Origin of the sequence: Halomonas sp. M1 (assembly GCF_029581375.1) — a bacterium.
In the GTDB taxonomy this organism is placed as follows: domain Bacteria; phylum Pseudomonadota; class Gammaproteobacteria; order Pseudomonadales; family Halomonadaceae; genus Vreelandella.
The window spans coordinates 1,768,640-1,790,900 of sequence record NZ_CP121119.1 but is presented as its reverse complement, the minus strand read 5'-3'; the positions used below and the strand labels follow the sequence as shown (position 1 = coordinate 1,790,900).

General features: G+C 55.1%; 21 protein-coding genes. 14 read left to right on the top strand and 7 right to left on the bottom strand.

Features of this window, described 5'->3' with window-relative positions; genetic code table 11:
• Positions 1 to 125: 125 nt before the first annotated feature.
• The 4 genes from P8S54_RS08085 to P8S54_RS08070 form a co-directional block, all read right to left on the bottom strand.
• Complete coding sequence (locus P8S54_RS08085) at positions 126 to 1,427, bottom strand: MATE family efflux transporter (protein ID WP_281443966.1); 1,302 nt, start codon at positions 1,425 to 1,427, stop codon at positions 126 to 128.
• Positions 1,428 to 1,436: 9 nt separating this feature from the next.
• Complete coding sequence (locus P8S54_RS08080; protein ID WP_009099152.1) at positions 1,437 to 1,685, bottom strand: YfhL family 4Fe-4S dicluster ferredoxin; 249 nt, start codon at positions 1,683 to 1,685, stop codon at positions 1,437 to 1,439.
• 72 nt (positions 1,686 to 1,757) lie between these two features.
• Positions 1,758 to 2,252 carry a pantetheine-phosphate adenylyltransferase gene (coaD, locus tag P8S54_RS08075; protein ID WP_281443965.1) on the bottom strand — a complete coding sequence of 165 codons (495 nt, stop codon included), beginning with the start codon at positions 2,250 to 2,252 and terminating at the stop codon, positions 1,758 to 1,760.
• Complete coding sequence (locus P8S54_RS08070; RefSeq protein ID WP_281444080.1) at positions 2,249 to 4,132, bottom strand: beta-ketoacyl synthase; 1,884 nt, start codon at positions 4,130 to 4,132, stop codon at positions 2,249 to 2,251. Before P8S54_RS08070 ends, coaD begins: the two co-directional genes overlap by 4 nt.
• 207 nt (positions 4,133 to 4,339) lie before the next feature.
• Between P8S54_RS08070 and P8S54_RS08065 the strand changes: the two genes are divergently transcribed.
• From P8S54_RS08065 to P8S54_RS08040, 6 genes are all read left to right on the top strand, one after another.
• The gene (locus P8S54_RS08065) at positions 4,340 to 5,005 is read left to right on the top strand and encodes a methyltransferase domain-containing protein (RefSeq protein ID WP_281443964.1); all 666 of its coding nucleotides are present in this window, start codon (positions 4,340 to 4,342) and stop codon (positions 5,003 to 5,005) included.
• Positions 5,002 to 5,331, top strand: a complete 330-nt coding sequence (locus P8S54_RS08060) for a multidrug efflux SMR transporter (protein WP_009099142.1) — start codon at positions 5,002 to 5,004, stop codon at positions 5,329 to 5,331. Before P8S54_RS08065 ends, P8S54_RS08060 begins: the two co-directional genes overlap by 4 nt.
• Positions 5,332 to 5,423: 92 nt before the next feature.
• On the top strand, positions 5,424 to 6,857 hold the full coding sequence (gene dacB, locus P8S54_RS08055) for a D-alanyl-D-alanine carboxypeptidase/D-alanyl-D-alanine-endopeptidase (RefSeq protein WP_281444079.1): 1,434 nt from the start codon (positions 5,424 to 5,426) through the stop codon (positions 6,855 to 6,857).
• Between the two features lie 31 nt (positions 6,858 to 6,888).
• Positions 6,889 to 7,260: a diacylglycerol kinase gene (locus tag P8S54_RS08050; protein ID WP_009099138.1), complete on the top strand. Its 372-nt coding sequence runs from the start codon at positions 6,889 to 6,891 to the stop codon at positions 7,258 to 7,260.
• A 50-nt stretch (positions 7,261 to 7,310) separates the two neighbouring features.
• On the top strand, positions 7,311 to 10,310 hold the full coding sequence (glnE, locus tag P8S54_RS08045; protein WP_281443963.1) for a bifunctional [glutamate--ammonia ligase]-adenylyl-L-tyrosine phosphorylase/[glutamate--ammonia-ligase] adenylyltransferase: 3,000 nt from the start codon (positions 7,311 to 7,313) through the stop codon (positions 10,308 to 10,310).
• Between the two features lie 146 nt (positions 10,311 to 10,456).
• Positions 10,457 to 11,350 (top strand): AEC family transporter, encoded by an 894-nt coding sequence (locus tag P8S54_RS08040; RefSeq protein WP_281443962.1) that lies wholly within the window; start codon positions 10,457 to 10,459, stop codon positions 11,348 to 11,350.
• Between the two features lie 117 nt (positions 11,351 to 11,467).
• Here the strand turns inward: P8S54_RS08040 and P8S54_RS08035 are convergent, their stop codons facing one another.
• The gene (locus tag P8S54_RS08035) at positions 11,468 to 11,824 is read right to left on the bottom strand and encodes a hypothetical protein (RefSeq protein ID WP_281443961.1); all 357 of its coding nucleotides are present in this window, start codon (positions 11,822 to 11,824) and stop codon (positions 11,468 to 11,470) included.
• Positions 11,825 to 11,990: 166 nt separating this feature from the next.
• On the opposite strand from P8S54_RS08035, the gene P8S54_RS08030 reads away from it, so the two are divergent.
• The 5 genes from P8S54_RS08030 (at position 11,991) to P8S54_RS08010 (ending at position 16,078) form a co-directional block, all read left to right on the top strand.
• On the top strand, positions 11,991 to 13,616 hold the full coding sequence (locus P8S54_RS08030) for a BCCT family transporter (RefSeq protein WP_281443960.1): 1,626 nt from the start codon (positions 11,991 to 11,993) through the stop codon (positions 13,614 to 13,616).
• 55 nt (positions 13,617 to 13,671) lie between these two features.
• Complete coding sequence (locus tag P8S54_RS08025) at positions 13,672 to 13,818, top strand: hypothetical protein (protein ID WP_281443959.1); 147 nt, start codon at positions 13,672 to 13,674, stop codon at positions 13,816 to 13,818.
• Positions 13,819 to 13,941: 123 nt separating this feature from the next.
• Positions 13,942 to 15,285, top strand: coding sequence for an MFS transporter (locus P8S54_RS08020; protein ID WP_281443958.1), 1,344 nt, complete (start codon positions 13,942 to 13,944; stop codon positions 15,283 to 15,285).
• A gap of 25 nt (positions 15,286 to 15,310) precedes the next feature.
• The gene (locus tag P8S54_RS08015; RefSeq protein WP_281443957.1) at positions 15,311 to 15,820 is read left to right on the top strand and encodes a TIGR02281 family clan AA aspartic protease; all 510 of its coding nucleotides are present in this window, start codon (positions 15,311 to 15,313) and stop codon (positions 15,818 to 15,820) included.
• Positions 15,821 to 15,898: 78 nt separating this feature from the next.
• Entirely contained in the window at positions 15,899 to 16,078 is a 180-nt protein-coding gene (locus tag P8S54_RS08010) for a PLDc N-terminal domain-containing protein (RefSeq protein ID WP_009099124.1), read from the top strand.
• A gap of 124 nt (positions 16,079 to 16,202) precedes the next feature.
• Here the strand turns inward: P8S54_RS08010 and P8S54_RS08005 are convergent, their stop codons facing one another.
• A complete protein-coding gene (locus P8S54_RS08005; protein WP_168183923.1) occupies positions 16,203 to 16,340 on the bottom strand; it encodes a hypothetical protein in 138 nt (45 codons plus the stop codon).
• Between the two features lie 217 nt (positions 16,341 to 16,557).
• Between P8S54_RS08005 and P8S54_RS08000 the strand changes: the two genes are divergently transcribed.
• Positions 16,558 to 17,316 carry a winged helix-turn-helix domain-containing protein gene (locus tag P8S54_RS08000; protein ID WP_009099122.1) on the top strand — a complete coding sequence of 253 codons (759 nt, stop codon included), beginning with the start codon at positions 16,558 to 16,560 and terminating at the stop codon, positions 17,314 to 17,316.
• Positions 17,317 to 17,333: 17 nt separating this feature from the next.
• Positions 17,334 to 18,941 carry an ATP-binding protein gene (locus P8S54_RS07995; RefSeq protein WP_281443956.1) on the top strand — a complete coding sequence of 536 codons (1,608 nt, stop codon included), beginning with the start codon at positions 17,334 to 17,336 and terminating at the stop codon, positions 18,939 to 18,941.
• On the opposite strand, the gene P8S54_RS07990 is transcribed toward P8S54_RS07995, so the two are convergent.
• On the bottom strand, positions 18,904 to 19,842 hold the full coding sequence (locus P8S54_RS07990; RefSeq protein WP_281443955.1) for a LysR family transcriptional regulator: 939 nt from the start codon (positions 19,840 to 19,842) through the stop codon (positions 18,904 to 18,906). The genes P8S54_RS07995 and P8S54_RS07990 overlap by 38 nt on opposite strands.
• 99 nt (positions 19,843 to 19,941) lie before the next feature.
• On the opposite strand from P8S54_RS07990, the gene metE reads away from it, so the two are divergent.
• Entirely contained in the window at positions 19,942 to 22,239 is a 2,298-nt protein-coding gene (gene metE, locus P8S54_RS07985) for a 5-methyltetrahydropteroyltriglutamate--homocysteine S-methyltransferase (protein ID WP_281443954.1), read from the top strand.
• Positions 22,240 to 22,261: the final 22 nt, after the last annotated feature.

The following is a 22,261-nucleotide window of genomic DNA, read 5'->3' as shown; positions in this document are numbered from 1 at the left end:
GCGACGCTAATATACGGGGGCGTGCCGTATTTTTCATCTCTCGTTGGGCAGCATACACCGGCGCCTAAAGGTACGTTAGCGTAGTCAGAGCCGAGCGAGCGTTGCAGGCTTCAACGGTCGGTTAATTAAGGGGATTCCGCGCGCCAGCGAGTCTGACGATAGTGGCGATAATAGCCGATAAGCACGGCAGAGCGCGCCAAGGTAAAGAGGGTGAAGGCGAGCCAAAGGCCGTGGTTGCCTAGCCCCTGGGTCAACCACCAGGTAGGCAGGTAAATAGCCAGGCCAATGAAAATGCTGTTGCGCATTTCACGCACGGCAGAGGTGCCGATAAATACCCCGTCAAGCAAGTAACTCCATACGGCCAGTAGGGGCATGGCGACCATCCAGGGTAAGTAAATAGCCGCAGTGCTACGAACCTCGTCGAGCCCTGTGAGCAGTGCAATGAGGGCGTTACCGCCTACGGCGAAGGCCAGCGTTGCTGCGGCGGCGGTCCAGAAAGAGAATCGGGCGGTAGCACGCACCGTGTTGGCAAGCGCCTGCCAGTTGCGCCGCCCGTAGTCGCGGCCCACCAAGGACTCTGCTGCGTGGGCAAAACCATCCAGCGCATAGCTGGTGAGCATAATAAACTGCAGCAGTACGGCGTTGGCGGCGAGCACCGTGTCGCCTTGGCGCGCCCCCTGGGCGGTAAAAAAGGCCATGGCAAACAAAAGGCCTAGGGTGCGCACAAAGAGGTTAGCGTTGACGTTGAACAGCGCCGAGTAAGCCGATAGCACCAGCAGCCGCTGGCGCTGAAAGGTGCCCTCTAAATGCCCCAGCTGGTGCAGTACTAAAAAGCCGCCAAACGCGAGGGCGCTATAATCAGCAATCACACTGGCCAGCGCAACACCGTTGCTGGTCATGCCTAGCCCGATCACAAACCATAGGTCGAGCACGATATTAACGCTGTTGGTGAGCAGCAAAATCATCAGCGTGACTCGAGAGTTCTGCTGGCCTAAAAACCAGCCCAGAATCGCGTAGTTAGCCAGCACTGCTGGCGCTGACCATAGGCGGATTTCAGCATACTCCCGGGCCAGCGGTGTTGCTGCTTCGCTGCCGTCTAGCAGCCAAAGTCCTAACGAAATAAGCGGCGAACCCAGTACGATGAGTAGTGTGCCAATAACACCCGCCATGATCAGCGATTGGCCTAGTAGGTTGCGCACATCACTGTCGCTTTCGCGGCCTATGGCCTGGGCGACCAGCCCCGTTGTGCCCATGCGTAAAAAGCCAAAGCCCCAATAGAGGAAGCTAAATAGCGTAGCGCCGAGGGTGACCCCGGCGAGATAGCGCGAGTCGGGCAGATGCCCAACCACGGCGGTATCCACCAGCCCCAGTAGGGGAACGGTGATATTGGAGAGGATGATTGGCCAGGCGAGGGTCCAAATACGCACGAGGCGGCGTTAGGCAGCGGTGATAATGCGGTACTTCTCCATTAGCTGCTCTTGGGTCTCAGCGCGTTCTGGATCTAGGGGAATACAGTCTACCGGGCAGACTTGCTGGCACTGCGGCTCATCAAAGTGCCCCACGCACTCGGTGCACAGGTTCGGGTCGATGACGTAAATCTCCTCGCCTTGAGAAATCGCGTCATTGGGGCATTCGGGCTCGCAGACGTCGCAGTTAATGCATTCGTCGGTGATCATCAGGGCCATGGGCATACCTCACGAATGGCTGGCTACTCGGGTAGGCCAATACCCGAGTGTTTTACTCAACAATGTCGATAGCTATGTAGTGTAATGCTTACGCAGCGCCTCTGCGACCTGCGGGTGAACCAGCGGTGAAATATCGCCGCCCAGCTTGGCGATTTCTCGCACGATGGTCGACGAGATATACGAGTTCTCTACCGCCGGGGTGAGGAATACGCTCTCAAGCTCAGGGTTTTGGGCGCGGTTCATGTTCGCTAGCTGCAGCTCGTACTCGAAATCCGAGACCGCGCGTAGGCCACGTAGAATAATCGTGGCGCCCTGCTCGTGCATCATAGTGGTCAGAAGCGATGAAAAGCCGATGACTTCCACGTTGGGGAGCGACGTACAAACGGTTCGGGCCAGCGCAATGCGGGTCTCAAGGTCGAGACTAGGGCGTTTGCCAGGGCTTTCGGCCACAGCGATAACGACCTTATCGAACATCCGCGCGCCGCGCTCAATCAGGTCGAAATGGCCATTGGTAATGGGGTCAAAGGTGCCTGGGTAGACCGCTATGTTAACGCGTTGGGCGATCATTCCGGTGCCTCCTCGTTAAGCTGGCCGAAAGGGTTGTCAGCGGTAAGCGAAACCGCCTGAGCATAGCCGGGGATGTGAATACGGTCGGCGTGGATCTCAAGCTCAGGGCCTTCCAGTACGGCCTCGCCAAACTGGTAACGGGGGGCGAAGTGCCCCTTATCTGCCTGGGCCAAATAGGCGGCTGCGTTGGCTCTTACCGTTTCGCGCCGGGTCTTCCAGGCATCAATGGCAGCGCTGCCATGGCGCTTAGTCAGTAGCCGCTCGGTGACTTCAGGCGATAACACAACGCCGGTTGCATTGTTGCCACCAAACCCTTTGGCATTAATAAAGGCGGCATCCGCCTTAAACGCTTGAGGGGTAGTGGAGAGCCGCAGCCGGTCGGCGTAAACATCGTCGGCCACCGCATCCAGCGTTGGAATGCCCGGTAGCAAGCCGTGGGCAAAACTGCCCAGCGCGCTTGCCAACTGGTCACCCGCCGCAGAGCCTTGAGAGTGGCCGATAAACGCTTTAATCGCCACAATTGGCCAATCGCTGATGCCATTAGCCCGAGCGATTTCATCAAGCACGTGGGATTCGGTTACGCGGTTTTTCGGCGTGCTAGTGCCGTGTGCGTGCAGAAAGGTGCGCTCTTTGAGTGCTTTATCCCCTAGCATGTCTTTCACTAATGCGACGGCTTTGCCCAAGGTGATGTAGTTGCCAATGCCGGGCGCAGAGATTGAGCGCTTAAAGCCGTCGGCATTGACGAAGACATCTGGCACGGCGCCTAAAATGTCTGCGCCTAGCTCAAGGGCAAGCGCGTCGTCCATTAGCAGCACGAACTGGCTAGCTTCCGCCATGGTAAAGCCGCAGTTGCGGGCAAATGGACGGCAGGCGCGCTGGTAGTCAGCGTCGGTGAGTAGCTCCAACGCGTCCAGAGCTTTGAGGCTTGCGTCATCCGCCAGCGCCCCCATTGCACGGAAACCTTCAATGATTTCAGGCGTAATCGGCGCGTCGGCTGTGCCGACCATCACCACCCGTCGGCGGCCTGAGCGAATGTCATCAATGCCCAAGCGCAGGTTATAAAGAAAACTGGCACAGGCACCCAACGCTGCGCCAGTACTGCCTACGCTGCCGAGTACATAGGCATTGAGGAAGTCGGCGGGCATCTGACCATAGCCCAGTGGCATCTGCTTGGAAGTGGCGCGCTGGCCACTGACCAAACTTTTTAGCAGTCCACCCCAACCTTGGTCATCTAGCTGGCCAATGGAGTTGCCGGCATATACCGCAATATGGTCGGGGTTTAGCTGCTGGCGTAGGTCTTCCCACGATAGCCCGCTGGCGCCTAGGCAGTCGCTGGCGCCAAATACAGCCATCGATAGCCCACGGGGGTGGTGTACGCTGCGGTAAAGGCTTGCGGGATCAAAGCCACTGGGCAGTTGCGCGGCGGCGCGTACTTTGGGCTCATGGGCATCGGGCAGCAGTACGTCAAGCGTTCCTGCGGGCACGGTCACTTCGACTTCCCGAGCATCAATATCCGTTACCTGCCAGTGGGCAGGTAGGTGTTCGGGAAGCTGACGTCGGCGCAGCGTGAAGCGCAGCGGCTCTGCTAGCACCATGCTTGCCGGGCGATTGGCAGGTAAGCCGGGTGCGAGAAAGCGCGGGTCTTCATTGCGGCGGATCAGGGTGTGGTTAAGCACCTGCTCGCGCAGCGTAAGCGCTGGGTCGTTTAGGGGCTGGCCTGTACTGTCTTGCCAACCGTTCTCAGAATGTTCAGCAAGGCGCATAAGCGCTGCCAAGCCTTCCAATGTTTGGCGCTGCTGGTCAGCAGGAAGAGCATCAAGTACGGTGCGGCGGAAGGCCTGGTGGCCCGAGGTTCTGCCGGCGGGATTGATGCCGCCCATGCCGACAATCACCGGTAAGTGTGACAAGCCGGGTTCCTCGTGGTGCGGTGGTTGTTAGTAACAATTATTGGCAAATGCACAACCGAAAAGCTGTTCATTCACACTTAATAAGTAGCTCGAGAGTGATCATAGCACCGGGCGTGCAACGGCGTCATGCCGGACGCGCCGGAGACTGCTAGAATCACGCCTTTTCCAGCAGGGGGTGGCATGCAGCATAATTCGCGACCGGTAGTTTCTAATCAGCCAGGCCCGCATCACGATTTGGCTCGTCGAGTGGCCCGTGCGCTGGCGAACCCGCTGCGCAAACCCATTGCAGCCCATACCCAGCAGGCGTTTGAAGAGGTTCAAACCTGGTATCAACAGCGTCAAGCGCCGCTGATTTTAGACGCAGGCTGCGGAGTTGGGTTATCCACCCGCCGTTTGGCTGAACGCTTTCCTCAGCATGCTGTTATTGGTGTTGACCGTAGCGAGGATCGCCTAGGGCGTGATCACGGTGATTTGCCCGCTAATGCGCGGCTGGTGCGGGCGGATTTAGTCGACTTTTGGCGCTTGGCCGAGCGGGCAGGCTGGGCGCCTGAGCGCCACTATCTGCTTTATCCCAACCCTTATCCGAAAGCGGCACACTTAAAAATGCGCTGGCACGGGCACCCCGTGTTACCTACCTTGTTGGCGCTAGGCGGCGCGTTGGAAGTGCGTTCTAACTGGCCGCTGTATATAGAAGAGTTCGCCCTGGCGGTGGCTCAAGTGACGGGACGACAGGCAGCGGTTAGTGTGTTTTCCCCCAACGGTGACTATTTGACCCCTTTTGAAGCCAAGTACGATCAAAGTGGCCAAGCGCTATGGCGTTTATGCATTGAACTGGAGCGGACATGACCTTTGTGTTTCTAACGCTGGCGATCATGGCAGAGGTGATGGCAACCAGCGCGCTAAAAGCATCAATGGGGTTCACACGTCCCCTCCCTAGCCTGCTAGTAGTGGTAGGCTACGGCGTAGCGTTTTATCTACTGAGTTTAGTACTACGAACACTGCCGGTGGGTATTGCCTACGCCATTTGGGCGGGCCTGGGGATTGTGCTGGTTACCCTGGTCGGCATAGTGGCCTTCGGTGAAAAACCTGATTTACCTGCAGTCATTGGCATTAGTCTGATTGTGGCCGGTGTGGTCACGCTGCAAGTTTTCTCCAAAATGAACGTGCATTGAGGTAGCTGAACGTGACGTACTGTATGGGTAAATACCGTGTTAAGAGCCGAGCTAAACGCTCGGGTACTTCTCCTGCGGGCTGGCTGCGGGGGATGATTGTAGCCAGCGTCGCCACCGCTACCTTGGGTGTTAGTAGCGCGCTTTTTGCCGACTTTAGCCGCTTAGGTCAGCTGCAAAATAAAGGCTTTTCGATCAGTGCTGAAGCACGCCTACTGGATGTGGATGCCGGCAGTAATGCCTTGCTGGGAAGCCTTAACCCCGAAGGTCAGCTCTCTCCCGCGTCGGTTACTAAAGCGTATCTGGCGGCAGCGGCGCTTAATCGCTATGGCCCTCAACACCGCTTTACCAGCCAACTGGTGAGCGCGGGCACTGTTGATAGCGGCGTGCTGCGCGGCGACCTTGTATTTGAAGGCGGCGGTGACCCGGGCCTGACCACAGAAGATTTATGGCGCCTTGTACAGCGCCTTCAGCTTTCTGGGGTGCGCGAAGTTGACGGTGCGCTGGTGATTAGTCAGTGGCGCTTTGGCCCAGTGGAGTGCCTTACCACCGACCGCTGTAACGCGCGTACCCGGGTAGCGAATGCTTACAGTGCTCCGCTTACCTCTGCTGGGGTTAACTTTGGCACCTGGTGTGTCAATGTAGCGCCGGCTAACAGCGCAGGAGAGCCCGCCCGTGTGGGGCTATGTGACAGCCCGCAACCGTTGATTGCGATCGATAATCAAGTGGTGACGCGGCCAGCCAATAGCGGTACGGAAATTAGCGCTGAACGTATTACCGATGAGCGCGGCGATGTGATGCGCCTGACGGGGCAAATCTCGACCAATGCTGCTGCCAGGGATATCTACCGTGGTGCAGGGGACGCTGCAGAAAAAACCGCCCAAGTACTGCTGAGCATGCTAAATCAAGCGGGGGTTACGGTACGCGATCCATGGCGGGTCAGCAGCACGCGGCCCGCCGGCGCGCAGCGTTTAGCGGCGGTGGATAGTATGCCGCTACAGGAACTGCTGCTGCGCACCATGAACTACTCCAATAACTATATGGCCGACGTGCTGGCGCTTAACTTAGTGGAAACACCCCAGGCGCAGCTGCGCCAAGCGGGGCAAGCCATCGAAGCCTACGCCCAGAGCTTGCCAGGGCACGGCCCACTGACGTTTTCCAGCGGCAGCGGTTTAACCACCGACAACCGCACCTCCGCTCAAGGCGTGAACGTGATGTTGGAGGATATGTTTCACCAAAGCGCGTTGTTCCCAAGCTTTGTGGCGTCTTTTCAATCTCCTGCCAACGGCGTAATGCGTTTTATACGCCGAGGCTCACCGACCTTCCAGAACAACGTTATGGTTAAAACCGGTACGCTGAACCAACCCTTTGCGGTGCGTGCCATGGCTGGGTATTTCCGTACCGCCCAGGGGCGATGGGGCGTTTTTACCGTGTTAGTGAACGGCAGTGGTAGCACCCCTTATCTAAGCTGGCCCGAGGTGCTCGACCCGCTGTCGCTGGATTTGGACGCAATGATACTGGCTAACTAATGATGAATTATTTGCAGGGTGGGGAGCGTGCATGAAGCCAAGGCATACCGGGTTAACCCATTTAATGCATTCCACACGCTATTCGTGGAAAGGCCTTAAAGCCGCATTTAGAAACGAAACTGCCTTTCGTCAAGAGGTAGTGATTACTGCCGTATTACTACCTTTAGCGTGGTGGATCGCAGACACGTCAATCAGTTGGCTGCTGCTGGTAGGCAGCCTGTTTCTGGTACTGATAGTGGAGCTGCTTAATAGCGCCGTTGAAAACGTGGTCGACCGTATAGGGACCGAGCACCATGAACTTTCAGGGCGGGCGAAGGATATAGGCTCTGCAGCGGTGATGCTTTCGCTGATAATGGCGGGGCTAACATGGGGCGTGCTTGGCTGGCAGAAATTCTTTGGCTAAGATTTTGATAGTTTAAATAATAATTTAAAACGCTTGTTAGCGAGGTGGTTATGCAATTGAACGATGCGTTTTTACCTAGAGAAGTGCTGCCGTCGCCGCTTAAGCCGATTGCACAAAAAGCGTGGCAACGGCTGAGTGAGGCCCTGAGCCAAGCAGATAATGTGGCTGAAATGACCAAGCAGCCGCTGCCCTCTAGCAGCTGGGAGGCGCTTTCTGAGCCACGTCGGGAAGCCCTTACCAAGGTACTTAGCGTATCGACATTTGCCTTAGACACCTTAACGCGCTTTCCTCACTGGCTGGTGGAGCTGGACGTTGCCGGTGAGCTGGATGCTGCACCGAGTAAAGATGCCCAGGCGCGCTGGTTGGAAGAAACGCTTGAAAATGCTGACGATGAAGAGGCGATGCACGGCGTTATTCGCCGTTTTCGTCGTGCCCGAATGCTGGGTATTGTTTGGCGCGACCTTAATCGGCCAGCTGGCTATAGCATGTGGGATACCGCCCAATCAGTATCGTGGTTAGCGGAAGTCTGTATTGAAGCCGCGTTGACGTGGCTAGAGCACTTCTACGCGCCACGTTGGGGTCTGCCAGCTCCACGTAATGACGGCGACCCCCAGCGGCTGGTGGTGCTGGGGATGGGTAAGTTAGGGGCCGGTGAGCTGAATTTATCCTCGGATATCGACCTGATTTTCGCATTCCCCGAAAAAGGCGAAACCGAAGGGGGGCGTAAGCCCCTAGCGCATCAGGAGTACTTCACCAAGCTTGGGCAGCGCTTAATCGCTGCGCTGGACGCCATGACTGCCGACGGTTTTGTCTTTCGAGTCGACATGCGTCTGCGCCCCTTAGGCGATGGCGGTCCCTTAGTGGGTAGTTTCTCTATGCTCTCCAGCTACTATCAAGACCAGGGCAGGGAGTGGGAGCGCTACGCCATGCTAAAAGCGCGCCCCGTTGCCGGCGATTTAGAAGCGGGCGATGAGCTTTTAGCAAGCCTTCGGCCGTTTGTTTACCGCCGCTACCTGGATTTTGGTGCGATTGAGTCGCTGCGCGAGCTAAAAGCGATGATTAATCGCGAAGTTAAGCGCAAAGGTATGCAGAGCAATATCAAGCTGGGGCCGGGCGGCATACGTGAAGTAGAGTTCGTTGTTCAGGCGTTCCAGCTCATTCGCGGCGGCCGGGATACCGAGCTTCAGGTGAGTTCGCTAAAAACAGCGCTGAACCGCCTTCCGGCATTAGGGCTATTACCTCAAGGCGTGGTCGACGAACTGCTGCCGGATTACGCCTTCCTGCGGGATGTGGAGCATGTTCTCCAGGCACTGGAAGACCGCCAAACCCAAATGCTGCCAACCGATGACGTTGACCGGGAGCGCGTGGCCTTCGCCATGGGGCATGAAGATTGGCCAGGGCTAGTGGCACAGCTAGATGAAGTGCGCCAGCGGGTGCGTCAGCACTTTGATGCGGTGATTGCTGACCCCGAGGAGGACGTTGAAGAGGGCAGCGATGAATCAAGCCTTAGCCTAGATCAATGGCGCTTAATCTGGCGTGGTGAGCTGGAGCATGAGGAAGCGCTTGCCCCCTTGGCTGAGGCTGGCTTCAAAGAGCCTGAAAAAGCGCTCAAGCGTCTGCATAGTCTCTACCACTCCCGCCAAGTGCAGAGCATGCAGCGCATTGGTTTTGAGCGTCTGGATGCCCTAATGCCGCTACTGCTGGATGCCGTGGCGGAGAGTGAAACGCCGGATACCGCGCTTGCCAGAGTGCAGCCGTTGATTGAGTCAGTGTTGCGCCGCACGGCATACCTAGCTCTGCTGCGCGAAAACCCCCATGCGCTTGAGCATTTAATGCGTCTGTGTTCGGCAAGCCCTTGGATTGCCGAACAGCTGGCGCGTTACCCGATTCTGCTTGATGAGCTGCTCACCCCAGAAACGCTCTATACCCCCGCAGACAAAGAACGCCTTGCCGATGAACTGCGCCAAACCCTAAACCGGCTGCCGGAAGACGATGATGAGGCTCAGCTAGAAGCGCTGCGGGTATTCAAACACGCGCAAATGCTGCACGTTGCCGCTTCTGATGTGGCGGGAACCCGCCATCTCATGAAAGTAAGTGATTACTTAACCTATATCGCTGAAGTGATTTTAGATGCGGTACTGGCCATGGCATGGAAACACGTTACCCGTAAGCACGGGGTTCCTGAAGGGCTTAATGCTCAAGAGCCCGCGTTTTTGATTATCGGCTACGGCAAGCTAGGAGGGATTGAGCTTGGCTACGGCTCTGATCTGGACCTGGTGTTTCTCCATGACAGCGATGGTAAGGGCAGTACTGATGGCCCTAGGCCGGTGGATACGCCGGTGTTTTTTGCTCGCTTGGGGCAGCGTATTATCCACCTATTAACGGCGGTCACTCCGGCTGGCAGCCTCTACGAAGTAGACATGCGCCTACGTCCTTCAGGCAACGCCGGGTTGCTGGTAACGTCGCTTGCCGCCTTCGCCGAGTATCAGCGCCAAAATGCCTGGACTTGGGAGCATCAGGCCTTGGTACGCGCCCGGGTAGTCGCCGGGAGCACAGCCTTAGCAGAAGCCTTTGATAAAGTGCGTGGCGATATCCTTTGCCGCGAGCGAGACTGTGAAAGCCTACGCGCTGATGTGGTCAGTATGCGCCATAAAATGCGCGACCATTTAGGCACGAAAGGGCCAGGGGCAAGAGGGCAGGCGACGGCAGATGCTGCGAGTGATGATGAGACAGCGCAGTTTGACTTGAAGCACGACGCTGGCGGCATGGTGGATATTGAGTTTCTCTGCCAGTACGCCGTGTTGGCGCTGGCGCATCAAACACCGTCGCTAATTACGTACAGCGATAATATCCGCATTTTAGAAACGTTGGCTGAGTGTGGGCACCTTTCACCAGCCGAAGCTGATCAGCTCCGCGACGCTTATCTTGCCTATCGAAGCCGTACCCATCGGGCGGCGCTTACCGGTGAAAAAAACACCGTGCAGGCGGGCGATTTCAAAGAGCAGCGTAACCACGTTATTACACTTTGGCAGCGTTTTCTTGAGCCATGATTGGCGTTGAGCCACTTTTTCAGTAGCATCCACAAGGAAGATAGCTTGATAACAATTTTTATCCACTAACGGCTGCGTATAACGATAAGGATGTAAGCGATGCTGGCACTGCGTGATGTAACGGTTTGTCTAGAAGTCACGCGTTTATGATTGGGCATATTCTTGCAACGCTGCTGCCGGTGTTTCTTATCGCGGGTTGTGGTGCGGCTTATGGGCGCTTCCGCACGCCGGATATTAGAAGTCTCAATACCCTCAATATGGAGCTTTTTGTACCGCTTTTGGTCTTTGCGGTACTCGCCGACCGCCAGGCGCCGTTGGCGGATTATGCATGGCTTGCCACCGCCGCGGTGGCCGTTGTTTTAGGCTCTGGGCTGCTGCTGTGGCCCGTTGCTAAATGGTTGTCGCTGGACTTAAAAGTATTCCTGCCGCCGATGATGTTTAACAACTCGGGCAATATGGGGGTGCCGCTGCTGGTGCTCGCTTTTGGGCCAGAAGCGCTTCCTGCGGCGGTTGTGGTGTTTATCGTCGAAATGCTGCTCCACTTCTCGGTAGGGCTTTATATGCTCGACCCGCGCACGTCGCTGTGGCGGCTGCTGCGCATGCCGATTGTCGCGGCTAGCGTAGCGGGTTTGGCGGTTAACGTTGGTGGGGTGCCGCTCCCCAGCTGGCTGCTGGAAGCGATGCACATGTTGGGTGGGGTGTGTATTCCACTGATGTTGTTTGCGCTGGGCGTACGCTTACTAGAGATTGACTTTAGTGACTGGCGCACGGGGCTTCTGGGCGCGGTGCTTTGCCCGCTCTCCGGCGTTGTGATCGCGCTACCGCTCATGTGGTTGTTGCCCCTTAACCCGCTACAAACTGCGGTATTGCTGGTGTTTGCAGCGCTACCCCCAGCGGTGCTTAATTACTTGGTCGCCGAGCAGTACAAGCTGCAGCCACAAAAAGTGGCGTCGTTGGTGCTGATTGGTAACTTGGGTAGCTTGATCGTGATGCCATTGACGCTGGCTGCGGCGTTTGCCTGGATTTATGCGCCGCTTTGATAGCGGCGCTTTAAAGCCAGGTATTAACACGCTGAGTATGAATATGGCGACAAAATAGATCGCGCGTGGTCAGAAGACGCGCTAATAAAAAGCGTGGTGTTCGCAAAGAGTGAAACGTTAGCGGCGATGAGTTTCGTCTTTAACTTCATAACTGCCTTCAAGCGCATCATATTGATTGGGCTGATGCCGCGAACTAGCATAACCACTACCGATATCCTGCGCTTGGTCAGCACGCATTTGCTCCATTCGCTTTTTCATCTTATGGCGAACAAAAGGCATCATTGCCCAGCCAATCAGCAAGAAGAACAAGCCGAGCACCACGCCAACAATCATCAAGGCGCCAAACGCAAGCCAAGTAAGCAGTAGCTTTAAACTGCCCAGTAAGCTTGTAGGCTGCGTTTGAGTTGCCCTCGCACGCCATTGATTGGCAGCCTGCCAAGCGGCGTTACGTTGGTCACGATTCATCTGTGGCATGTAAGCCTCCATCGTTCATTTGCCTCATTGGAACATAGAGGCGCTATCAAGTTCACTGCTAGATGATCCATCCATCAGCACACATGCGATTGCGATGCTCAAATGTTAGGATTTACCTATACATGCCAGACAGATGTGCATAATGCTTATCTAACAAGGAGGTTCTATGACAAGTCATGGAGGAAAGTCGGTGTTTATCGCGTCAGCGATTATCATTTTCGGCTTAGTTGTAGCGGGGGCCGCTTTTCCTGTGGGCTTTGGTAATGCGGCGGAATCGGCATTAGCCACGGTGACTGAGCTGTTCGGTTGGTTTTATCTCTTCTCGGTATTTGGCTTTGTCATCTTTTTATTCGGATTAGCGCTGAGCAAATACGGCAAAGTGCGCCTTGGGCCCCAAGATAGCACCCCAAACTACACGTTTTTCTCCTGGATAAGCATGCTGCTGGCCGCGGGGTTTGGTGTGGGCTTAGTGTTTTACGGCATGGCAGAACCCATGAGCCACTATATAAACCCGCCCTATGGGGATATGCCTGCTGAAACCGAAGCCGCCGCGCGATATGCCATCCAGTACAGCTATTTTAACTGGGGCATTCATCAATGGGCTGCCTTCGCCGTGGTCGGTTTAATCATTGCCTATTTTCAGTTTCGTAAAGGTCAGGCGGGGCTTGTCTCCTCGGTGCTTTCATCGGTCACTGCAAAGCATCCCCGGGTTCGCCCTTACGCTTCCTGGTTGGATGTGTTTGCCGTCGTTGCCACTGTGATGGGGGTGGCTACCTCTCTTGGGTTAGGTGTTCTGCAAATGAACGGCGGCCTTAACGCGGTCTTCGGCCTACCAGAGAATGGCTTTTGGCAGTTTATTATTCTCTTTGTGATGTTCTGTGCCTATATGCTTTCTACGTGGTCGGGGCTTGATAAAGGGATTAAGCGGCTGTCGAATTTAAATATGATCCTGTGTATTGGCTTAATGCTCTATGTGCTGGTAACGGGGCCGACCATTGCCATTCTTGAAACCATTACGCTTGGCATTGGTGATTACCTACAAAACTTCATCGGTATGAGTCTCCGTATTTCACCTTATAGCGATAATGAGTGGGCCAGTAGCTGGACGATTTTCTACTGGGCCTGGGTCATTGCATGGTCGCCGTTTGTTGGCACTTTCATTGCCCGTGTTTCCCGTGGCCGAACCATTAAAGAGTATGTATTTGGCGTATTACTGGTTCCACCGCTGTTGGCCTGCCTATGGATGGGCGTATTTGGCGGTGCCGCGCTGCACATGGAGCTAAGTGGCGACAACCTGGGGCTTGCCGCTGCCACCCAAGCGAATATCACTGTTGCCCTGTTTGAGATGTTCGAGCTAATGCCTTTCTCAAACGTGCTATCGGTCGTGGCGATGCTGCTGATCTTTATTTTCTTGGTCACCTCGGCGGATTCAGCGTCCTATATCGTGGCGCAAATGACGGATAACGGCTCGATCAATCCGCCGTTGTATAAACGAGTGATCTGGGGGGTATTAATTGCCGCTATTTGCTTCACGCTTATTGTGGCGGGCGGCTTATCAGGGCTGCAGTCGGCTGCAGTGCTTTCGGCACTACCGTTTACGTTTATTCTGTATATGATGATAGTAGTACTAATACGTGAGCTGCGGGCCGACCGTAAAGCGATGCTGACCCAGCTCTATCGCCGCCATGGTGAAACGCCGGTTGGCGCAGACGCGTTTGAAGCCGAACAGTTGGGTGAAGAGGAGCGTTTACGGCGCTCGCCAAACGTCATCAATCGGCGCATCAATAGCTAGTCCTTAATAACCAGCCTCACTTGTGGGAGAGCGCACACATGGAACGAGCGTGCTAATGGCCCGGCAAGTACGTCACGGCGCAACGCGCCGGTCGTCTAAAAACGTGGCGTTTGACCGCTGGCTAGATCGGGTTGTCACCGTTGCTGTTGTGACTGCCATAGTGATCGGGTTAGCTGCCGTTGTTGCGCACTGGCTTTTGTGAAAACTGTCTGTTGTGAATACTGAACGTCGCAACGACTAACGCCCGGCCTAGCCGGGCGTTAGTCGTTGATTGTGCTCGAGCGGCAGTCCGTTGCCTGTCACCCCCCTTTAGAGAGAGTCATCAATGCTGCCTGCTACTGCTGCACCGGTTGCTTCCTATGCATCGCGCCGCGAAATTTTTGGCTGGGCGATGTTCGATTTTGCCAATCAGGCCTATACCTTACTTATTATTACCGTTGTTTTTGGCGAGCTATTTACCACGGTGATTGTAGGCGACCGGGGAGACGGTTTTCGGCTTGCCAATTTTCTATGGAGTTTAGGGCTGGCAATCAGCTATTTGATGGTAGTAATAACAGCCCCATTGTGCGGTGCGGTGATGGATTACCGTGCTGAAAAAAAACGCTTTTTGCTCATTAGTTATCTTGCCACGGTGATGACGACTGCGATGCTCTATTTTGTGGAGCCAGGCTTTGTTGTGGTGGGGTTACTGCTAATTGTGCTCTCTAACTACGCGTACTCCATGGGAGAGTCCTTTATTGCAGCTTTTTTACCAGAGCTTGGGCCGCCGAATGCGCTGGGTAAGATTTCTGGTTTTGGTTGGGCATTAGGCTACATAGGTGGCCTCTTTGCTGCAGGGTTTACGCTAGCAGTGCTTGGCGAAGCCACGCTAGAGAATTTTGAACGGATACGCTGGGTAGGGCCTTTTGCTGCCGGGTTTTTCTTATTAGCTGCCATTCCTACGTTTTTATGGCTTAAAGAGCGGGGAACGCCGCAGCCTCGCGGCGTTGCCTATGGCCGCATTGCTCAACAGCGCGTACTTTCGACGCTTCATGAACTCCGCTATTTCAAAGATTTAAGCATTTTCTTGGTGTCGCTGCTGTTTTCGATGGCAGGGGTCTACATCATTATTGCCTTTGCCTTTATCTATGGCGCCCAGGTCATTGGTTGGGATGAGAGCGTCCGCAATATCATGTTTATTATTGTACAAATTACCGCTGCTGCGGGGGCGCTCGGGTTTGGGTTTCTTCAGGACAGGCTGGGTGCCAAGCGCACGTATCAAATGACGCTGGCGCTATGGGTAACGGCGATTGTGGCTATTTGGGCCACCCCAGAGTTAACTGTTTGGGCAAACAGTCGCTTTGGCTGGCAGTGGCAGGCGCAGCACGTGTTTTTAGTGGTGGGCTGTTTAGCGGGCCTAAGTTTAGGGTCTAGCCAGTCCGCTAGCCGGGCGCTTGTCGGGTTGTTTTCGCCGCTGGCGAAGTCAGCCGAATTTTTTGGTTTCTGGGGGTTGGCGAACAAGCTGGCGGGCGTGCTGGGAATTGTCATGCTCGGTGTGTTGCAAACGCTCATTGGCCTGCAAGCGTCTATTCTATTGTGTGTGGGACTATTTATTATCGCCATGCTGATTTGTGCAAGCGTTAATGAACGGCGAGGGCGCGAAGCCGCGCTCGCATGGAAAAGCGCATAGAAAAGCGTAAAGCCTAAGGAGGCGCATGACTTCATACACAGCGCAGCGCGGTGGTATCGTCATGATGCTGCTTTTCTGGGTGCTGCTTATCGGAGCAGGCACTTGGTTGGTTGACGGTGGCTTTGACAACATCATGACACCCAACGCCCATGTTATGAACGCCACGCCTGACGGTGGCCCCGTCACCCTAAAGCGCACGCGCGCGGGGCATTTTGAGGCGCCAGGTGAGATTAACGGCAAACCGGTGACGTTTTTGCTGGATACCGGCGCTACCTACGTTGCAGTACCTCGGGATTTAGCCGCTAGCCTAGGCTTAGAACCAGGCCGCAGTGCCTGGTTTAATACGGCGAATGGGCGTGTCGAAGGCAGCTTGACTATGTTAGATGAAGTGACTTTAGGCGGTATACGCGCAAACAATGTTCAGGGGTCGATTAGCCCAGGTATGGAGCGCGATACGGTGCTGCTTGGGATGAGTTTTTTAAACTTGCTGGCGATTGAAATGCGTGACGGTGAAATGGTGCTGAGCCTACCGTGACGTTGGATCAAACTTGTCAGCGGCGATATGTTGTGATTAGCTGGAAACTCATGGATGCCAACACGCTAAGGAGTTGCTATGGGTATTGAAGTAGGTGGTTTATTAGGTCTTGTTTGGCTCATTATTGTGATTTGGGCCGTGGTTAAGGTTGCTAAAAGCTCTGCTGGCGGTATAGCGAAGCTGTTATGGATCTTAGTATTGCTGTTTTTCCCACTGGTTGGTTTGATTGCCTGGTTCTTGCTTGGGCCCAAAGGGTAGCGAGTTGGACGCTGCTCTGTTTAGGCAAACAAGCGTAAAAAAGGCAGGCTCTAATGAGCCTGCCTTTTTTAGTGGTGTTTTTTCGTTACCTAAACATGGAGTTACGATAGGGTTGCTTAGTGAGTTAGTCAGGTAAGTTATTGCTGCTGGGAGGCGCTTTGTAATGCCCAGGGATCTTTAATTTTTCTCCATTGGGCAAGTCGCGCACTTGGGTGGGTACATAAATGCGCTTGATGACACTTTTAGTTTTGCCACTGTCCATCGCTCTCTCCTCCCGTCAGATTGTCGACAGTTAGTCTTAACTCACATTAGCGCTTGTCGATGAAATAATCAAGGTGCTCCTGAACGGTTCAACAAGATAAGCAGGAAGAGGCAGGCGTTGGCGTGGTTTTGAGGTATCCTGAACGCTACCACAACCTACTTTTAGCAAAAGAAAGTGGGTGTTTACACATACGACCTAAGCGGAGTGAAGAAAAAGGATGACAGATCACTTGGAGCAGCAATTTCAAGCACTTGGGTCACAAGAACCAGCGGTGCCTGACTATCCTGATCAGGATCACGTGCTGATTATTGAAGATGACCAGCGCTTGGCGGAACTCACTCGTGATTACTTGGAAGCCAATGGCTTTCAAGTCACGCTGGAGTCCGACGGCGCGAAGGGTGTTGATCGCATTTTAACCCTACAGCCTGATCTCGTCATTCTCGACTTAATGCTGCCAGGGGAAGATGGGTTAGCTATTTGTCGGCGTGTGCGGCCTAATTTTGCCGGCCCTATCATGATGTTGACCGCCCGCACCGATGATTTAGACCAAGTGCTGGGGCTAGAGATGGGGGCGGATGACTATGTGCCCAAGCCGGTTCAGCCGCGGGTACTGCTGGCCCGTATGCGTGCCCTACTGCGGCGTGCTGATGGCCCCTCCGCCGATGGCGAAATGCGCCTTAAGTTTGAGAATTTGGAGATAGATAACGCGACCCGAGAGGCGTGGTTATCTGGCGAGCGTATTGACCTAACCAGCGCAGAATTTGATCTCTTGTGGTTATTAGCCCGCAATGCTGGCCGGGTACTGACCCGAGAAGAGATCTTTAGCGATTTGCGTGGTATCAAATACGATGGGCAAGATCGTTCAATTGATGTGCGTGTCTCGCGTATTCGGCCCAAAATTGGCGACGATCCCAACCAGCCTCACCGCATTAAAACAGTGCGTAGCAAAGGCTATCTTTTTGTTAAAGACAGTTAATTAGAGAGGTTCGCCTTATGCGGCGAGTGCTCAGCCACGGCTCTTTTTTAAGGTTCTATTTACTGCTGGGGCTAGCGTTGTGTGTGGTATTCCTGATTGCTTTGGGTGGGCGCTCGTTTATTGAGCAGGTTCGCCGTGAGGATTACCGGGAGCAGCTCGCCGCACTGCCCATGTCACTAATGACCCAGCAGCTTGCTGATTTACCCGTGGCGCAGCGTGAAGAGCGCCTTGGCCGATTCTCTGAAGCACTGGGAATGCAGCTATCGCTACGCTCGCTGGAAGACGCTGAGCTTGGCTATTTTGAGCGAACTCGCATAGAGCGGGGCAATGTGGTGGTGGCGGAATCGCCATGGCGGCTTCGCCAGCGGCTACCCTCAGACAACGACGAGGGTAGCTGGATGCTGGAAGCCACCCTGGTGGCGTGGAGCGAGCGGCAGTGGCAGGGCAGTCTTGTGCTGTTGGGCGAGTGGCTTGCTGACACGCCCGCCAATGAGCGGGCAACCGCTATGGCATCGTTACGAGCAGGCAGTTGGCCACTCACGTTACTCTCCACGCTGCCTGACGACCTAACGCTCGAACAGCAGTTTCAACTAACGCTGGGCGGGGTTCTTACGCGGCTTGCGACCGATAAACTGGCAATCACCTTACTCTATCAGCTACCTAACGAAAGCCAGTGGGTGCAGGCTGGCCCCATCTCCCGTGGCGATACGTTGCCAGTGAACCTGCACTTGCCGCTATTAGTCGGCTTAATGATTGTACTTAGCCTCATTGTCTACTTAATTATGCGCAGTATTGAAGCCCGGATGGCACGCCTGGAGCTTGCGGCCACGCGGATTGCCAGCGGGCGTTTAGAAACCCGCGTTAAAGTGGAGAGTGGTGACTTTTTAGGTCGTGTCGGCATGGCGTTTAACGGCATGGCAAATCAAGTACAAACCTTACTGCGTGGGCAACAGGAGATGATCCGCGCCGTTTCCCATGAACTGCGCACGCCCGTGGCGCGTATTCGCTTTGCGGTACAAATGGTTGAAGATATGACCGATCAGCCCGCTATTCGGCGCCAACTCCAGGGAATTGATGCCGATATCGCAGAGCTTGATGAGCTTGTCGATGAAATCCTCACCTATGCCCGTTTAGGCGGCGAAACCATTAATGGCGCTGAGTTAGAGATGGCGCTGGTCGAGTGCCGAGCAATGGCTGAGCGCGTCATTGATACGCTGTCGCCGCTGCATAAAGGGTTGAGCTTAACCCTTGATCCTGGCGATGATATTGAGCTGTACGCTGAACCCCGCTACCTGCAGCGGGCACTGCAAAACCTGGTAGGTAACGCGTGCCGCTATGGCAAATCCCAGGTAGTGATTCGCCTGTGTGATGAGCCTAACCTCGTGCGTATTGATGTTGAAGATGACGGCCCCGGTATCCCCCTTGAAGCACGTGGCGATATTTTCAAACCTTTTACACGGTTAGATGATAGCCGCGCCCGCAGCTCCGGTGGCTATGGGCTAGGGCTCTCCATCGTCCAGAAAATCATGGCGGGTCACCGGGGGAGTGTCACCGTCGATACCAGCCCTACCCTGGGGGGCGCACGCTTTACGCTGCTGATTCCTCGTCGCGATTTGCCGGCTTAATACCGGTTAGCACGGCAAAGGAGGTTTCCCGGGCGGTGCGTAAAAAGTCCTGCATCCATGGCGCTTCTAGGTTGTCTTTACGGATCGCGGCGTATAGCGTGCTCCAAATGCCGTTTTCACCTAATTTAACGGCGCACACGTAATCGCGCTCTAAATACTCGGTGAGCGCCCAGTTCGGCAGCGCGCAGACGCCGCGCCCACTGGCCACTAGCTGCATCATCATGATGGTTAGCTCGGCGGTGCGAATCTCTTTCGGCCGTACATTGGCGGGGGATAAGAACTGGCTAAAGACATCCAGCCTAGCGTGTTCTACCGGATAGGTGATCAGCGTCTCTTCGGCAAGCGCTTGGGGTTCGATAAACGCCTGTCCCGCAAAATCATGCTGTCGTGCAACGGCCAGCAGCCCCTCGTAACGAAAGAGTGGCGCATAGTGAATGCCCTCTAGCGGCTGGGGGTCAGCGGTAATCACCAAGTCCAACTGCTCGCGGGCGAGTGCGGGCAACGGGTCGAAGTGGTGGCCGCTGGGAATATCAATCTCCACTTCTGGCCAGTGATCGCGAAAATAATCCACCGTAGGCATCAGCCACTGAAAACAGCTATGGCACTCAATGGCCATATGCAGCCGCCCCTGTTCCGTGCCTGCTAAGCGGGCTAGGTCCCGCTCAGCTTTACGCACCGCAGGCAGAATCTCATCAGCCAACGCCAGAAGACGCAGCCCTGCCCGGGTAAATTCAACGGGGCGGGTTTTACGCGCGAATAAAGGGCTGTCAACTCGGCTTTCCAAGTCTTTAAGTTGGTGCGATAAGGCCGACTGGGTGAGGTGCACGCGCTCAGCAGCCTCTACCAGGGAGCCGGTTTCTCGCAGAGCAAGCAGCGTTCGCAGATGGCGTAATTCAATCATTGTGATTTTATTTCATGTTAGGTATTAAAAACTTTAGTTTGATTCACCTTTTGGCGGTGGTCAGACTGTGAGAAGTCATTCACGTTGGAAGGATTCATCATGACAGTTTCTCATATTCTCGGCTATCCCCGCATTGGCGCTCAGCGCGAACTCAAGAAAGTAACCGAAGCCTACTGGAAAGGTGAGGTAACCCGTGAAGAGTTAGAGGCAACAGGACAGGCGCTGCGTCTGCACCATTGGCAAACGCAGCAAAACGCTGGCTTGGATTTTGTTAGCGTTGGTGATTTTGCATTCTATGATCAGGTGCTTAATGTTTCAGTGATGCTGGGCGCCGTGCCAGGACGCTTTGGCGCTCAACAAGAGGTCTCTGCGGGAGACGTAACGCTAGACACGGCCTTTCGCATGGCGCGTGGCCGTGCGCCTAGCGGCAAACCTGCGGCCGCCTGCGAAATGACCAAATATTTCGATACCAATTACCACTACCTGGTGCCGGAGCTGCATGAAGGGCAGACGTTTACGCTGGCTTCTCAGCGCTTGTTTGACGAAGTGGACGAAGCCCTGCAGGCAGGCTTTACACCCAAAGTAACCCTAACCGGCCCGCTGACCTGGCTGTGGTTGGGTAAAGCCAAGGGCCGCGAGTTTGACCGTTTGACGCTGTTGGACAACGTTCTGAATGTCTATAGCGCCATTTTATCTCGTTTGGCTGCCCAGGGTATTGAGTGGGTGCAGTTGGACGAGCCAGCGCTGGTGCAGGACCTGCCCCTGGCGTGGCAGCAAGCGTTTGAGCGCGCCTATCATCGTTTGCAGTCGGCACCGGTTAAGGTACTGGTCGCCACGTATTTTGGCGCGCTGGGCGACAACCTCTCATTAACTACCCGCTTACCCGTGGCAGGACTGCATGTTGATGCGGTTCGTGCGCCCCAGCAGATTGAAAACGTGATTGATCGGTTAAACCCGCACCAAGTGCTTTCTATTGGCTTTGTGGATGGGCGCAATATTTGGCGCGCGGATTTAGCTGCACTGCGTGAACGCTTACTGCCCCTAAAAGTACGCCTTGGACAACGGTTATGGTTAGCGCCAAGCTGCTCACTGCTACACGTACCGGTAGACCTGACTCAGGAAGCTGAGCTAGATAGCGATTTAGTGAGCTGGCTGGCCTTCGCGCGCCAAAAGATTGATGAAGTCGTTACGCTGGCACGTCTTGTCGATAATCGTGCCACTGCCGTAGACGAGCAGCGGGTGAGCGAAGCAACACGGGCCTTAGATACTCGCCGAGAGTCCGCGCGCATTCACCAGCCGTCGGTAAGCCAGCGTCTAGCGGCGATTACCAAGCAGGATAGTCAGCGTCGTTCTCCGTACGCGCAGCGCGCTGTGGCTCAGCGCCGGTCGCTGGCACTGCCGCTGTTTCCCACCACCACGATAGGCTCTTTTCCACAAACGAATGATATTCGCGCGGCACGACGGGCATTTAAAGCAGGTGAACTTAGCCAAGCTGACTACGAAGCGCGTATGCGTAAAGAGATCGCCTACGCCGTTGAGCGGCAGGAAGCGTTAGGGCTGGATGTGCCGGTGCACGGCGAAGCCGAGCGTAATGACATGGTGGAGTATTTCGGTGAGCAGCTAGAGGGCTTTGCCTTTACCCACTTTGGTTGGGTGCAAAGTTACGGTACCCGCTGTGTTAAGCCGCCGATTATTTTTGGTGACGTCACGCGTCCGACGCCGATGACCGTCCGCTGGAGCGAGTTCGCCCAAACGCTGACCCAAAAACCGATGAAAGGGATGCTTACCGGGCCGGTCACCATCTTACAGTGGTCGTTTGTTCGCGATGACCAGCCCCGGGCCACTACCTGTCGACAGATAGCCCTGGCGCTGCGCGATGAGGTGGTGGACCTGGAAAAAGCCGGTATACAGGTGATCCAGATTGACGAGCCAGCGCTACGCGAAGGGCTGCCGCTGCGTCAGCAAGAGTGGCAAGGCTACCTGGATTGGGCCGTGGAAAGTTTTCAGCTAAGCGCTGCAGGCGTGGCTGATAGCACACAGATTCATACCCACATGTGCTATTCGGAGTTTAACGACATTATCGGCGCCATTGCGGCACTCGACGCCGATGTGATCACCATCGAAACCTCCCGCTCAGATATGCAGCTACTGGATGCGTTTCAGGACTTCGCCTACCCGAATGAAATTGGGCCAGGAGTGTATGACATTCACACTCCGAATATCCCCGAAGTGAGCTGGATGGTTGATTTGATGGAGAAAGCCTTGGAAAAGATCCCCGCCGAACGGCTGTGGGTGAATCCCGACTGCGGTTTGAAAACCCGTGGGTGGGCAGAAGTAGAGCCGGCTTTGGCTAACATGGTGGAGGCCGCCAAGATATTAAGACAGCGCTACGCTTAAAGAGCGAGCATTGGTGAAGAGT

What these genes read in the sequence shown, in the direction of transcription:
- P8S54_RS08080 (WP_009099152.1), bottom strand. Translation starts at nt 1,685, where the DNA reads ATGGCCCTGATGATCACCGACGAATGCATTAACTGCGACGTCTGCGAG.
- coaD (WP_281443965.1), bottom strand. Translation starts at nt 2,252, where the DNA reads ATGATCGCCCAACGCGTTAACATAGCGGTCTACCCAGGCACCTTTGAC.
- P8S54_RS08070 (WP_281444080.1), bottom strand. Translation starts at nt 4,132, where the DNA reads ATGGGCGGCATCAATCCCGCCGGCAGAACCTCGGGCCACCAGGCCTTC.
- P8S54_RS08065 (WP_281443964.1), top strand. Translation starts at nt 4,340, where the DNA reads ATGCAGCATAATTCGCGACCGGTAGTTTCTAATCAGCCAGGCCCGCAT.
- P8S54_RS08060 (WP_009099142.1), top strand. Translation starts at nt 5,002, where the DNA reads ATGACCTTTGTGTTTCTAACGCTGGCGATCATGGCAGAGGTGATGGCA.
- dacB (WP_281444079.1), top strand. Translation starts at nt 5,424, where the DNA reads ATGATTGTAGCCAGCGTCGCCACCGCTACCTTGGGTGTTAGTAGCGCG.
- P8S54_RS08050 (WP_009099138.1), top strand. Translation starts at nt 6,889, where the DNA reads ATGAAGCCAAGGCATACCGGGTTAACCCATTTAATGCATTCCACACGC.
- glnE (WP_281443963.1), top strand. Translation starts at nt 7,311, where the DNA reads ATGCAATTGAACGATGCGTTTTTACCTAGAGAAGTGCTGCCGTCGCCG.
- P8S54_RS08040 (WP_281443962.1), top strand. Translation starts at nt 10,457, where the DNA reads ATGATTGGGCATATTCTTGCAACGCTGCTGCCGGTGTTTCTTATCGCG.
- P8S54_RS08035 (WP_281443961.1), bottom strand. Translation starts at nt 11,824, where the DNA reads ATGCCACAGATGAATCGTGACCAACGTAACGCCGCTTGGCAGGCTGCC.
- P8S54_RS08030 (WP_281443960.1), top strand. Translation starts at nt 11,991, where the DNA reads ATGACAAGTCATGGAGGAAAGTCGGTGTTTATCGCGTCAGCGATTATC.
- P8S54_RS08025 (WP_281443959.1), top strand. Translation starts at nt 13,672, where the DNA reads ATGGCCCGGCAAGTACGTCACGGCGCAACGCGCCGGTCGTCTAAAAAC.
- P8S54_RS08020 (WP_281443958.1), top strand. Translation starts at nt 13,942, where the DNA reads ATGCTGCCTGCTACTGCTGCACCGGTTGCTTCCTATGCATCGCGCCGC.
- P8S54_RS08015 (WP_281443957.1), top strand. Translation starts at nt 15,311, where the DNA reads ATGACTTCATACACAGCGCAGCGCGGTGGTATCGTCATGATGCTGCTT.
- P8S54_RS08010 (WP_009099124.1), top strand. Translation starts at nt 15,899, where the DNA reads ATGGGTATTGAAGTAGGTGGTTTATTAGGTCTTGTTTGGCTCATTATT.
- P8S54_RS08005 (WP_168183923.1), bottom strand. Translation starts at nt 16,340, where the DNA reads ATGGACAGTGGCAAAACTAAAAGTGTCATCAAGCGCATTTATGTACCC.
- P8S54_RS08000 (WP_009099122.1), top strand. Translation starts at nt 16,558, where the DNA reads ATGACAGATCACTTGGAGCAGCAATTTCAAGCACTTGGGTCACAAGAA.
- P8S54_RS07995 (WP_281443956.1), top strand. Translation starts at nt 17,334, where the DNA reads ATGCGGCGAGTGCTCAGCCACGGCTCTTTTTTAAGGTTCTATTTACTG.
- P8S54_RS07990 (WP_281443955.1), bottom strand. Translation starts at nt 19,842, where the DNA reads ATGATTGAATTACGCCATCTGCGAACGCTGCTTGCTCTGCGAGAAACC.
- metE (WP_281443954.1), top strand. Translation starts at nt 19,942, where the DNA reads ATGACAGTTTCTCATATTCTCGGCTATCCCCGCATTGGCGCTCAGCGC.